The organism is Rhodococcus sp. PAMC28707, from assembly GCF_004795915.1.
Taxonomy (GTDB): Bacteria; Actinomycetota; Actinomycetes; order Mycobacteriales; family Mycobacteriaceae; genus Rhodococcoides.
In genome coordinates this window covers 1,464,469-1,477,401 of record NZ_CP039253.1, presented here as the reverse complement: position 1 = coordinate 1,477,401, position 12,933 = coordinate 1,464,469, and the positions used below count along the sequence as shown (strand labels likewise).

Below are 12,933 nucleotides of genomic sequence, written 5' to 3'. Positions count from 1 at the left end.
CTCTCGGCGCACTGTCTGACGGCCGCGCTCACACTCCCTGTGCCAATGCACGTCCGGCTTGCCGACCACTGAATATGCAGCCGCCGAGGAAGGTGCCCTCCAGCGATCGATATCCGTGCACACCGCCGCCGCCGAACCCGGCGATCTCACCGGCCGCCCACAGTCCCGGCACCGTATTCCCGTCCGAATTCTGCACGCGACCGTCGAGATCGGTCTGAATTCCGCCGAGGGTCTTACGGGTGATGATGTTCAGTCGCACTGCGATCAACGGACCGGACTTGGGATCGAGAATTTTGTGCAGCGACGCAGTACGAGCTATCCGCTCGCCACGGGAGCGTCGAGAATTGTGAATTGCGGAGACTTGCAGGTCCTTGGTGAACGGGTTGTCCGTTTCACGGTCTCGTGCGGTGATCTGCCGCTCCAGATCGCGGGCATCGATGAGATTGTCACCGGTGATCTTGTTCATGCCTGCGACCAACTCGGACAACGTTTTTGCGACGACGAAGTCCTCGCCGTGCTCTTTGAATGCCTCGACCGGTCCGCTCGCTCCGGGTAGTACCCGCCCGAGAACGAGTTTGAGGTTCTTGTCCGTGATATCGGGGTTCTGCTCGGATCCCGAGAGTGCGAATTCCTTCTCGATGATTTTCTGCGTGAGAACGAACCACGAGTAGTCGTATCCGCTGTCTTGAATTGTTTTCAGCGTGCCGAGAGTGTCGAAGCCGGGGAAGTTCGGGACCGGGAAGCGTTGTCCGCGTGCGTCGAACCACATCGAAGACGGGCCGGGGATGATGCGAATCCCATGGTTCTTCCAGATGGGATCCCAGTTCTTGATTCCCTCGGTGTAGTGCCACATCCGGTCCTTGTTGACCAACCGGCCACCCGCACGCTCGGTGATACCGAGCATGCGTCCGTCGACGTGCTCGGGTACTCCGGAGATCATCGACGTGGGGGGTGTGCCCAATCGAACGGGCCAATTTTCCCGCACCAGATCGTGATTGGCGCCGATTCCACCGGCGGTGACCAACACCGCACCGGCATGGAACTCGAACTCCTCGACCTCGACCCGCGTGCTTCCCGAACCCCGGACCGAGGCGCTGGGCTCGAGAACCGATCCTCGGACGCCGTCGACGCCATCGTCGGTGATGGTGAGCTCGTCCACGCGATGGCGGAACCCGAAGCGCACCAAGCCTTTCGTGGCAGCCTCGCGGACACGCCGTTCGAATGGGGCGAGAACGCCGGGGCCCGTTCCCCAGGTGAGGTGGAAGCGTGGCACCGAGTTGCCGTGGCCCTCGGCGAGGTAGCCGCCGCGTTCGGCCCAACCGACGATGGGAACCCATCGCATTCCCTGCGCGTGCAGCCACGATCGTTTCTCGCCCGACGCAAACTCCAAGTAGGCCTGTGCCCACTGGTAACCCCAGTAGTCCTCACCCTTGGGGTCGTCGATGCCACGGTCGAACGTCGCGGTGCCGAGCCAGTCCTGCAATGCCAATTCGGGGGAATCCTTGATGCCCATCCTGCGCTGCTCGGGGGTATCGATCATGAACAGGCCACCGAGTGACCAGAAGGCCTGGCCACCGAGATTCTGTTCCGGTTCCTGATCGAGCAGAAGTACCCGTTTGCCCGCGTCGGCCAGTTCGGCGGTGGCCACCAGGCCTGCCAGACCAGCGCCGACCACGATTACGTCCGCATCCATCGTCGAACCTCTTCCCCTTGTCGTTCCCCTGCACGCTTCTGCTGCACGCCAGTGCACCATGTCGTGTCGGTCTCGACAATAGAGTTCCGCGTCCAGCGCCGAAGAACAAGCTCGCTTTCGATCACAGAGCTACTCGGTCTCGACGACGCGGCCCTTGAATTAGTTCGAACGACCGATACTCGATCTGCCGGCACGGTGTGAAGATTGCTTCCGACGGACTTTCCCTCTCCCTCTGGAGCAATCATGTTGAGTAGTAATGCAATATTGAAATCGATCACGGTTGTTGCGACTTTGGTTGCCGCGTCCCTCGCACTGCCCGGGGTCGCGTCGGCACAGCCCTCGACAGGAAGCGTCGACGGCGTAATCGCCAGTGGGAGCGCCGCTCTCGACAATGGAAGTAGCATTCTCGACGGCGGCAGCATCGTCGACGGCGCTATCGGCATTCTGAACAGCGGTAGCTCCATGATCAACAGCCTTCCCGGCACAGGCTCGATCGCGCCGCGCCAGTTCTGCAACCAGGACACACTGGCAGGTGGTCCGGGGGTGACGCAGACCCTCCATGACCTCGGACGTAGCGGACCGGCTTCATTCGAGCTTCGCTGGGAAACCCTCGACATCCCGGACAACATCGACGTGTTCTACCAGGGTGCGCTCGTCTTCAGCACGGGATACGTGGGCGATGACACGAACGAGGGAACCGGTTCTGCCGTGATCGACCTTCCTCCCGGCATCGACACGAATGTCCTGGTCAAGGTCATCGGCCCCGGCGGAACCGAGTGGAACTACACCGTAGGGTGCCCGTTCGCGTAAGACTTTCACCCGGCGCAGGTGGTCGATCGATCGCTCTTGCCTCGATGAACGGCGTTACTGTTCTGTTACTTTCCGTTACTTATTCGTGATGCGCGCGCCGGGCTGGATGACACTTGCCGTCACCACACTTGCAACAAGTCCCCAAGCACGTCACCACATTTCGCGGAAGGAACCCGATGGCTGCCATCCTGTTCGGATCGATCAGCACGCTTGCCGATACGTCCGAAATTCAACGACAAGCATTCAACGACGCCTTTGCCGCGCACGATCTGGGCTGGACCTGGGAGCGTCAGGACTACATCGAGATGCTGGCGAGCAACGGCGGCGCGGCTCGCATCGCCGAATATGCACACTCACGCGGTGAGGAAGTCGACTCCGCAGCAGTGCATTCCACGAAGTCGGAGATCTTTCAGAAGCTGCTGGCCAACTCCGACGTAGACCCGCGCCCCGGCGTCGTCGAGACCATCGCCGATGCGAAGAAGTACGACATCAAGGTCGGTCTCGTGACCACCACCTCCCCAGAAAACGTCAATGCTTTGCTCGGCGCTCTGACGGCTGTCGACGTCGACTTGTTCGACGTAGTAGTCGATTCCGCGAGTGTCTCGCAAGGCAAGCCGGATCGGGCGGCGTACATGTTCGCCCTCGGGCGCCTCGGCGAGAACGCAAAGAACTGCGTTGCTATCGAGGACAACGTCGGTGGCGTCGGTGCCGCTGTAGCTGCACACGTTCGCTGCGTCGCGTTCCCCAACGCGAACACGGTAGGGGGCGACTTCTCCGCGGCGGTGGAAACCGTCGATCATCTCGACGCGGATCGGCTCCGCTCGCTGACCGAAGGCAACCGATGAGCAGCATGCAAGCAAAGGTGACTGCGACCGAACGTGCCTTCCATGTCGAGGGATACGAGAAGATCGAGTACGACCTTCTCTATGTGGATGGTGTCTTCTCGGTGGGCAATACCGAACTGGCGGACAGCTACCGGCAGTACGGGCGGGCGCTCATGGTCGTAGACGAGGTCGTCTACTCGATCTACGGTGAGCAGATCCGTGCGTATTTCCAACACCACGACATTGCCTTGACCGTGCTGCCGGTGAAGATCGCCGAGACCGCCAAGTCGCTCGAGACGTTCGAGCAGATCGTGGGCGAATTCGACCGGTTCGGGCTGGTGCGCACCGAACCGGTCCTGGTCGTCGGCGGCGGGCTCACTACCGACGTCGCCGGGTACGCGTGCGCAAGCTACCGACGCAACACGCCGTACATCAGAATCCCGACGACGCTGATCGGGCTGATCGATGCAAGTGTGTCCATCAAGGTCGCGGTGAATTTCGGAAAGCACAAGAATCGTCTGGGCGCCTACCACGCTTCGCAGAAGGTCCTGCTGGACTTTTCTTTCCTTCGTTCGCTACCGGAAGATCAGGTCCGGAACGGCATGGCGGAGTTGATCAAGATCTCCGTAGTCGGTAACAGTGCAATTTTCGACATGCTCGACGAACACGGCCCGGAACTGCTCCGCACCAGATTCGGTCACCTCGATGGGACAGCCGAATTACGCGCTGTTGCAGACAGTCTGACGTATCAGGCCATCGACACCATGCTCGAACTCGAGGCGCCGAATCTACACGAGATCGAACTGGATCGCGTCATCGCCTTCGGTCACACCTGGAGCCCGACGCTGGAATTGACGCCACCGGCGCCGTTCTTCCACGGACATGCAATCAATATCGATATGGCATTGTCGACCACTCTCGCCGAGCAGCGCGGGCACATCACCTCCGAAGAGCGCGATCGAGTACTCTGGACCATGTCCCGCCTCGGCCTCGCGCTCGACAGCGACTACCTGACGTCCGAACTACTCTCCGAGGCAACGAGTTCGATCCTCAAGACTCGCGATGGCATCCTGCGTGCCGCAGTTCCCGACCCGATCGGAGCGTGTCGATTCCTCAACGATGTGACGACGGCAGAACTCGCCGACGTGTTGACGTTGCACAAGAAGATCTGCTTGGACTTCGACCGCGGCGGAGAGGGAGTAGACATGTTCACCTCCGACCGGAGTCGGTGAGTGACATCGACTCTCGAACGGAACCGCGCCCGGTCACACCGTCGACCATCCTTGCCGCGGAATTGCGGGAGGTGACCGAACTGCTGGCAGATGTGGCGTCGATTCCCCACGAGCTGATGAGCAGGATCACCCGGATGCGAGATCTGGCCGCAGGGCTGGATCCGTACCTCGAACGCTGCACCACGGAAGAGTCTTCGGCTCTGGCAGCGTTGTCGCAGCGGACGCATACTGCCGACTGGGCTTCGCGGCCAGTGGAGCAGGAAATGTTGTCCGGGCAGGTCGAGGGCCAGTTGCTGAAGTTCCTGGTGCACATGACCGGAGCAACGCGAGTGCTCGAGATCGGCATGTTCACCGGCTACTCCGCGCTGGCCATGGCAGAAGCTCTCCCGCCGCACGGGGAAGTGGTGGCCTGTGAGATCGACGAGTACGTGGCCGGCTTCGCGCGGGAAAGCTTTGCAGAGTCGGCAGCGGGTGCGCGCATCGTCGTCGAAGTCGGACCGGCCTCGGAGACTCTGCGTCGGCTCAACGGAACCTCACGTCCCTTCGACCTCGTATTCCTGGATGCGGACAAAACCGGATATCTCGACTACTACCGGACGCTGCTCGATACCGATCTGCTGACCGCGAACGCAGTCATCGTCGTGGACAACACGTTGATGCAGGGCCAGCCCTACGCGCCGGCGGATGGTCGGACCGGCAACGGCGACGCGATCGCGGACTTCAACCACTACGTCGCGAAGGACCCCCGCGTCGAGCAGGTCCTTCTGCCGTTGCGAGACGGTGTGACGCTCATTCGACGGATAGCGGTGTAGCGGACATGGTGTCTTCGGCAGTGCGCACGGTCGGGGCCCTGGCAGGTTTGATCGCCACGCTGCCACTCGACCTTGCCGTAGTGGGATACGCCGTTGCCCGGCGATTCGATCCACCCTTCGACGCACAGGGTTCATCGAGCCGGACAATTCTGATCAGTGGCGGAAAGATGACCAAAGCGCTTCAACTGGCACGGTCGTTCCACCTGGCAGGTCACCGAGTGGTCCTCGTCGAATCACCCAAGTATCGGTTCACCGGGCATCGGTTCTCTCGGGCAGTCGATCGCTTCTACTGCGTGCCCGAGCCCACCGACCCCGGGTACGCAAAAGCCTTGCGCGACGTGGTCGTCCGTGAAGGTGTCGACGTGTTCGTTCCGGTGGCGAGTCCAGCGGCGAGCATTCACGATGCCGACGCGCGGAACATACTCGACGGATACTGCGAAGTCGTGCACGCAGACTCCGAGACCGTGCGCATGCTCGACGACAAATCGCGGTTCTCTCGGATGGCGGAGTCGATGGGACTTGGAGTTCCAGACTGGAAGCGGATCACCGACCCGCAGCAGATCGATACTTTCGATTTCGCTCCCGGTCGTGAGTACATTCTCAAACGCATCGCCTACAACCCCGTCGGGCGTATGGATCTGACACGCCTGTCCCGGAGCACCCCGGAGCGGAATGCTGCTTTCGCGCGCAGCCTCGGTATCGACGAGGACGACCCGTGGATACTGCAGGAGTTCATCTCCGGTCAGGAGTACTGTACCCACGGAACCGTGCGCGGCGGTGCGCTGCAGGTCTACGCTTGCTGCGAGTCCTCGGCATTCCAGGTCAACTACGAGATGAGCGATAAGCCCGAGATTCGTTCCTGGGTAGAGACATTCGTGGAAACGCTCGGTGTCACCGGCCAGTTGTCGTTCGATTTCATCGAGGCTTCGGACGGGCAGGTCTACGCGATCGAATGTAATCCGCGCACGCACTCGGCCATCACCATGTTCTACGACCACCCGGATCTCGCTGCTGCGTACCTCGAGGACGGTCACTCGGTCGTCGAACCCACCCAGTCCTCGCGCCCGACGTACTGGATCTATCACGAACTGTGGCGGCTGCTCACCGAGTCGCAGCGCCGACATCGACTCGGAGTGATTCTGCGCGGAACCGATGCGGTGTACGAACGTTGGGACCCGTTGCCCTACTTGCTGGTTCATCACCTGCAGATTCCTTCACTGCTGCTGAAGAACCTGAAGTCCGGGCGAGGCTGGACGCGAATAGATTTCAACATCGGCAAACTCGTCGAGAATGGAGGGGACTGATGTCGCCGACATCGGTACTGGTCCTGGTGGGCTCGGCGGTCGACGACTTCAACGCCGATCTGTCGCGCGTCTACGCCGGGGGATTCCTCGATGCGTTCGCGGGTAACCCGGCCTACAGTCTTCGAATCGCATTCGTCTCACCGGACGGATGCTGGCGCTTTCCGGAAAGCCTCGAGTCGTCGAGTATCGCTGCAGCGAAACCTATTTCACTGAGCCACGCAATCTCGGAAATATCCAGCCGGCATATCGATGTCGTCGTTCCCCAGATGTTCTGTCGGCCCGGGATGACAACATACCGCTCGCTGTTCGAACTGCTCGGCGTTCCATACGTGGGGAACCGGCCGGAAGTGATGGCGATGACGGCAGAGAAGAACATTGCCCGGGCTATCGTCGCGGCAGCCGGCGTCGCAGTTCCAGACGGGGTCTTAGTCTCCCGCGGCGACCTGACGAAAACGGAATCGTCGAGAGCGATGGTGCCGGTCGTGGTCAAGCCCGTCGATTCCGACAATTCGATGGGGGTGACACTGGTTCGCGATCCGAGAGAACTCGCCGCCGCCGTGAACGAGGCGTTGCAGTACTCGCAATCGGCACTCATCGAGTCGTATATCGAATTGGGCCGCGAGGTGCGCTGCGGGATCATCGTCCGCGACGGCGACCTGGTGTGCCTACCGTTGGAGGAGTACGCCGTCGACGAGGTGTCGAACCCGATCCGTGGCCGCGCCGACAAACTCGACCGGACCGACGACGGTGAGCTGTACCTCGTTGCCAAGGAGGCCACTCGCGCCTGGATAGTCGACAGCGACGATCCCATCACCGAGAAAGTCTTCGATGCCGCCAGGGCATGCCATGTCGCGCTGGGGTGCCGTCAGTACAGCCTGTTCGATTTCCGCATCGATCGAGACGGAAACCCGTGGTTCCTCGAAGCCGGTCTCTACTGCTCGTACTCCCCGAGCAGTGTCATCGCCGTCATGGCCGCGGCGGCAGGCATTCCTCTCGACGAACTGTTCGCCCTGGCGATAGAGGAGGGGAACCGATGAAACACGAGGTTCTGCACCCCATCGGGGTCCGCATCACCGAAGTCGACCCCGCCCGTTTGACCGCCGAAGACGTCGAGGAGTTCGCGACGCTTCTTGCTCGGCACGGCGTCGCAGTCATGCCCGATCGCGAGATCGACGACGACCAGTTCCTGGCGTTTCTTCGTTCCTTCGGTGACCTGATGTTCACCGAAGGGGAGAGCCCGCTCGACGGCTATCCCGATCTCAACGTGATCAGCAATGTCGGAAGAGCGACCCGACCGAAGTCGACGTTTCACGTCGACACCACCTACATCGAGCATCCGCCTGCCTACACCTCGCTGCGAGCAGTGGAAGTCCCGACCACGGGCGGCCAGACGCTGTTCAGTGACCAGTACGAGGCCTACGACTCCTTGCCTGCCGAGATCCGCGCCGACATCGACGGGCGAACTGTCACGCACGTGGTGACCGGACTCGATGGATTCGAGGATGTGTCAGCGAAGCATCCGCTGGTCCGAGTGCATCCGATCTCCGGACGGAAGGCTCTGTATCTTTCCGCGCCCGCCCGCTGTGTGGCGGTGACTGGCAAAACGGAAGCCGAAGCAGCAACGCTGATCCGGTATCTCGTGGAGCACTCGACACGACCGGAGAACGTACTCGAGCACTCGTGGTCACCCGGTGACCTCGTCATCTGGGACAACCGCTGCGTCATGCACCGCGCGGACCACAGCGGTGTCGTCGGTGACCGCGTCATGCACCGCGGAATGGTGGCCGAGTTCGAGACAAGCGTGGACCATCGCGTCGATAGCTAGAATCAGCCATGGCCGAACCGATCGACGAGCACTTTCTGGATCGAATCGGTTCCCTCTGCTCAGGCAGGAGCTCGGTGAACCGGTCAGCGACGACCGACCGCATCCTCGAGCTGTTCGACGCCCAGCTCGGCAGCAGACATCTCGATCTCGTAGCGCGCTGGCTCCGCTCGATCGGGCGCGGTTTCTACACGATCGGTAGCGCGGGACACGAGAGCAACGCAGCGGTTGCCGGTGCACTACGACCGACGGACCCGGCGTTGTTGCACTACCGCTCAGGGGCCTTCTACCTCGAACGTGCACGCCAGGGCGGCGGCAGCGATCCGATACGCGACGTCCTCGAAGGCCTCGTCGCGGCGACGAGCGAGCCGATGTCCGGTGGCCGTCACAAAGTGTTCGGCCGAGCCGACCTTGCCGTCATTCCACAGACCTCGACCATAGCCTCGCATCTTCCCCGCGCAGTCGGCGTCGCATTCTCGATTCCACGAGCGAAAAAGCTCGGTGTGCCCTCACCGTGGCCTGGGGATGCCGTCGTGATCTGCAGTTTCGGCGACGCGTCGGCCAACCATTCGACGGCACTGGGTGCCGTCAACACCGCTGTTCACTCGGCTTACCAGGGCGTGCCGTTGCCGCTGCTGTTCGTCTGCGAGGACAACGGCATCGGAATCAGCGTGCGGACACCGGCGGGTTGGATCGCGTCCAACTTCGCCGAACGCCGCGGACTCGAATACTTCTTCGCCGACGGCAGTGACCTGCACGAGGTTCTCGCGACGGCGACGGCGGCATCGACCTGGGTGCGCACGCACCGCAAGCCTGCTTTTCTGCATCTGCGGACCGTCCGCTTGATGGGCCACGCCGGATCCGACGTCGAATCTGCGTACCGTGGAGCTTCGGAAATATCTGCCGACTATGCGCGAGATCCGGTTCTCTGCACGGCACGGTGGTTGATCGAGAATGGCGCTCTCACTGCCGAGGACGTGCTGGAGCGCTACGAAGCCAAGCGTGCTCAGGTGATCGGGGCCGCGCGCGAGATCGCGGAACTACCGCACCTCGGTTCCGCGGCCGAGGTGATGAAGCCGCTGTCGGAGATGATGCGCGACATCGCCTCGACGCCGCAGGCAGGCCCTATATCGTCTGCGGCAGCGACTGTCGCGGGGGCAGGGGCAGGGGCTCCGCTGACATTTGCGCAGGCGGTGAATCGAGCGTTGCTCGAGGTTCTCGAACGCTATCGGCAGGCTGTTCTGTTCGGTGAGGATGTCGCCAGGAAGGGTGGTGTCTACGGCGTCACGCGTGGGTTGCTGGACAGAGTGGGGCCTGCGCGTGTGTTCGACACCGTTCTCGACGAGCAGGCGATACTCGGACTCGCTGCGGGAGCGGGTTTTTCAGGATTACTGCCGATTGCGGAGATTCAGTACCTGGCGTACCTGCACAATGCTGCCGATCAGATTCGGGGTGAAGCGGCGACACTGCAGTTCTTTTCGAATCGGCAGTACCGAAACCCGATGGTGGTCCGTATCGCTGCATACGGCTATCAGAAGGGCTTCGGCGGGCACTTTCACAACGACAATTCTGTTGCAGCGCTGAGGGATATCCCCGGGATCGTCATAGCGTCGCCGTCGCGGCCGGACGATGCTGCCGCAATGATGCTGGCCTGTGCCGACGCCGCGGTTCGTCACGGTGCGGTGTGCATCTTTCTCGAGCCGATTGCGTTGTCCCACACCAAAGATCTGTACGAGGACGGTGATGGGGAGTGGATGAGTAGCTACCCGACCGAGCCCGTGGAGGTGGGCCGCGTGCGGGTGTACGGCGAGGGAAACGATCTGACGATCGTCACGTTCGGTAACGGTGTCCGGATGAGCCTGCGCTGTGCTCGGGAGCTCGAAAGAGTCGACATCGGTGTACGCGTGGTGGATATGCGCTGGATCGCTCCGCTGCCCATCGCGGACATCGAACATCATGCTCGGGCGACCGGCCGAGTCCTGGTGGTCGACGAGACTCGCAGCACGGGCGGAGTCGGTGAAGGAGTGATCGCGGCGCTGGCCGACGCAGGCTTCGACGGCATCGTCGGCAGGGTGGCGAGCAAGGACAGCTTCATTCCCCTGGGCGACGCGGCGCTCGAGGTTCTGCTGTCCGAGGACAGCATCATCGACGCGTCAGGCCGAATCCTTGACGGTGTCGACGAAGGGGGCGAGCAGTAATGCCATGTCGGCGGCGACGTCGGCGGAATTCGACGGTGGCATCGATATATAGCTCAATGCCAGCCGGACGATGGCGCGGCCGAGGACGTCGGCGTTGTGCGGTGAGGCCCGAATCCAGCTGTGCTCGAAGGTCTCGGCAAGTCGAGATGCTGCATGTTCGAGCAGAATGCCACTTTCGGTGGTGACGAGGCGAAGTAGATCCGGAGGTGGGTCGTCGGTCAGTATCGACAACACGAGTGGGTCGGAGGCGCTCCGCCCGAAGAACTGGGTGAAGGCCAGATACAACGTGCGGAGGCTGTCGTTCTCGTTGGCGTAGATTGCGCTGTCGACGGCCGAGACGAAGGTGTCGGTGAGGCGCAACGCGTAGCCCTGGGCCAAACCCTTTCTGGTGCCGAACTCTTTGTAGAGGGTTTGGCGACTGACCCCCGCAGTCTTGGCGACGTCCGTCATGTTGACGTTCGACCAGGTGTGCTCGAGCAGTAGGGAGTGGAGCGCATCGAGGATGGTGGTGCGCATCAGGCTGGTCACAGCGCTCTTGAAAGGGCTGGTCGTCTCCGGTCGCACAGTCACTTCGTCGACTGTACCGCCCGCCGTCACGGCCTGCTGATCTCGACCATGAAGAAGTCGGCCTTGGCGGCACCACAATCGGGGCAGCTCCAGTCCTCCGGAATGTCCTCCCATTTGGTCCCTGGCTCGATGCCATCATCGGGCCAGCCGATTTCCTCGTCGTACTCGAATCCGCATTGGATGCATTGGTAGAGCTTGAAATCGGTGGACATATCAGTCTGCTTTCTGTTCGAAGTCGATCTTTTCTCGCACGCCACAATCCGGGCACGGCCAGTCTTCGGCGATGTCGGTCCACGGGGTGCCGGCCGGAAATCCCTCACGCGGTGCGCCGACGGACTCGTCGTAGACGAAGTTGCACACGGGACATTGGTAGCTGGTCATCACTGTGCCTCCTCAGTCGCACCGTAGCGAGCAAGGATCTTCGCGCGCTTGCTCGGTTCGATGTTGACGTTGGTGATGTCACCGAGGTAATGCTCCAACACCCTGTGGTCCATCACCTTTCGCCAGATCGGTGGGAAGTAAGCGAGGGCGATCATGCTTGCGTAGCCGCTGGGGAGGTTCGGTGCACCTTCCATACTGCGCAGGGTCTGGTACCTGCGGGTCGGGTTCGCGTGGTGATCGCTGTGCCGCTGAAGGTGATAAAGAAAGATGTTGGTGACGATGTGATCGGAGTTCCAACTGTGTTCCGGTGCGCACCGCTCGTATCGGCCCGAGGCGGTCTTACCGCGAAGCAGCCCGTAATGCTCCAGGTAGTTGACGGTTTCGAGGAGCGCGAATCCGTAGACGGCCTGCAGAATCAGGTATGGCGCGATACCGATGCCGAACACGGCGATGAGTCCACCGAACAACACGACCGACATCAGCCAGGCGTTGAGGACGTCGTTGCGAATGTTCCACGTGGATTTGCCGAGTCGATCCATCCGAGTCTTTTCCAGCTCCCACGACGAGCGCAGGCTTCCCCACACACTGCGGGGGAGGAAGCGCCAGAAGCTCTCGCCGAACTTCGAGCTCGCCGGGTCTTCCGGCGTAGCGACCCGAACGTGGTGGCCGCGGTTGTGCTCGATGAAGAAGTGTCCGTAGAACGTTTGCGCCAATGTGACTTTCGACAGCCAGCGTTCGAGGCTCGGCTTCTTGTGCCCCATTTCGTGTGCCGTGTTGATTCCTACTCCGCCCACGACGCCGATGCTGATGGCGAGTCCGATCTTCGATGCGAGCCCGAGGCCGCCGTCGATCCCGAGCCAGCTGAGGTTCTCTGCTGTCCACAGGTAGCAGGCGAAGACGAGGCTCGCGAGCTGGAAGGGGATGTAGATGTACGTGCAGTAGCGGTAGTACTTGTCGTTCTCCAGACGCTCCATGACCTCGTCGGGCGGATTTTGACCGTCCGGACCGAAGAACAGATCGAGCGCAGGCAAGAGTCCGTAGACGAGGATCGGCCCGATCCACCACAGCGCCGGGGAGACCGCAGACCAGCCGAGTTGGTTGAAGACCCAGATCATCGCGGTGGCGAAGAAGACGGCGGTGGGCGGGACGAGACCCATCAGCCATAGGTAACGCTTCTTGTCGTGCCACTCCTCGACGGGGGTGCTCGACTGGGGACTCATCTGGGTTGCCACGACGCAAACTCCTCATCTGACGCGGATCACAAGTGGTGCATGTCACTTAGTAAATGAC

The 12,933-nt window shown here is 61.7% G+C and carries 13 protein-coding genes; 8 read left to right on the top strand and 5 right to left on the bottom strand.

Annotated features, from left to right (window positions below):
* Positions 1-28: 28 nt before the first annotated feature.
* The gene (locus E5720_RS06725) at positions 29-1,693 is read right to left on the bottom strand and encodes an FAD-binding dehydrogenase (RefSeq protein WP_136170004.1); all 1,665 of its coding nucleotides are present in this window, start codon (positions 1,691-1,693) and stop codon (positions 29-31) included.
* A gap of 243 nt (positions 1,694-1,936) precedes the next feature.
* Here E5720_RS06725 and E5720_RS06720 point away from each other — a divergent pair, with 243 nt between their 5' ends.
* The 8 genes from E5720_RS06720 to E5720_RS06685 all read left to right on the top strand — a co-directional run bounded on the left by E5720_RS06720 (position 1,937) and on the right by E5720_RS06685 (position 10,695).
* A complete protein-coding gene (locus E5720_RS06720) occupies positions 1,937-2,503 on the top strand; it encodes a hypothetical protein (RefSeq protein ID WP_136170003.1) in 567 nt (188 codons plus the stop codon).
* A gap of 176 nt (positions 2,504-2,679) precedes the next feature.
* On the top strand, positions 2,680-3,348 hold the full coding sequence (locus tag E5720_RS06715) for an HAD-IA family hydrolase (RefSeq protein WP_136170002.1): 669 nt from the start codon (positions 2,680-2,682) through the stop codon (positions 3,346-3,348).
* On the top strand, positions 3,345-4,559 hold the full coding sequence (locus E5720_RS06710; RefSeq protein ID WP_136170001.1) for a sedoheptulose 7-phosphate cyclase: 1,215 nt from the start codon (positions 3,345-3,347) through the stop codon (positions 4,557-4,559). Before E5720_RS06715 ends, E5720_RS06710 begins: the two co-directional genes overlap by 4 nt.
* Complete coding sequence (locus E5720_RS06705; RefSeq protein ID WP_247596194.1) at positions 4,556-5,371, top strand: class I SAM-dependent methyltransferase; 816 nt, start codon at positions 4,556-4,558, stop codon at positions 5,369-5,371. The genes E5720_RS06710 and E5720_RS06705 overlap by 4 nt, the downstream gene beginning before the upstream one ends.
* A gap of 5 nt (positions 5,372-5,376) precedes the next feature.
* Entirely contained in the window at positions 5,377-6,675 is a 1,299-nt protein-coding gene (locus E5720_RS06700) for an ATP-grasp domain-containing protein (RefSeq protein WP_136170000.1), read from the top strand.
* On the top strand, positions 6,675-7,712 hold the full coding sequence (locus E5720_RS06695; RefSeq protein WP_136169999.1) for an ATP-grasp domain-containing protein: 1,038 nt from the start codon (positions 6,675-6,677) through the stop codon (positions 7,710-7,712). Before E5720_RS06700 ends, E5720_RS06695 begins: the two co-directional genes overlap by 1 nt.
* A complete protein-coding gene (locus E5720_RS06690; protein ID WP_136169998.1) occupies positions 7,709-8,500 on the top strand; it encodes a TauD/TfdA family dioxygenase in 792 nt (263 codons plus the stop codon). Before E5720_RS06695 ends, E5720_RS06690 begins: the two co-directional genes overlap by 4 nt.
* An 8-nt stretch (positions 8,501-8,508) precedes the next feature.
* A complete protein-coding gene (locus E5720_RS06685) occupies positions 8,509-10,695 on the top strand; it encodes a thiamine pyrophosphate-dependent enzyme (protein ID WP_136169997.1) in 2,187 nt (728 codons plus the stop codon).
* On the opposite strand, the gene E5720_RS06680 is transcribed toward E5720_RS06685, so the two are convergent.
* The 4 genes from E5720_RS06680 to E5720_RS06665 form a co-directional block, all read right to left on the bottom strand.
* Positions 10,651-11,211 (bottom strand): TetR family transcriptional regulator, encoded by a 561-nt coding sequence (locus E5720_RS06680; protein ID WP_210730028.1) that lies wholly within the window; start codon positions 11,209-11,211, stop codon positions 10,651-10,653. The genes E5720_RS06685 and E5720_RS06680 overlap by 45 nt on opposite strands.
* A 77-nt stretch (positions 11,212-11,288) precedes the next feature.
* Positions 11,289-11,474, bottom strand: coding sequence for a rubredoxin (locus E5720_RS06675; RefSeq protein ID WP_088945317.1), 186 nt, complete (start codon positions 11,472-11,474; stop codon positions 11,289-11,291).
* 1 nt (position 11,475) lies between these two features.
* Positions 11,476-11,643: a rubredoxin gene (locus E5720_RS06670; protein WP_136169995.1), complete on the bottom strand. Its 168-nt coding sequence runs from the start codon at positions 11,641-11,643 to the stop codon at positions 11,476-11,478.
* The gene (locus E5720_RS06665; protein ID WP_136172492.1) at positions 11,643-12,863 is read right to left on the bottom strand and encodes an alkane 1-monooxygenase; all 1,221 of its coding nucleotides are present in this window, start codon (positions 12,861-12,863) and stop codon (positions 11,643-11,645) included. The genes E5720_RS06670 and E5720_RS06665 overlap by 1 nt, the downstream gene beginning before the upstream one ends.
* Positions 12,864-12,933: the final 70 nt, after the last annotated feature.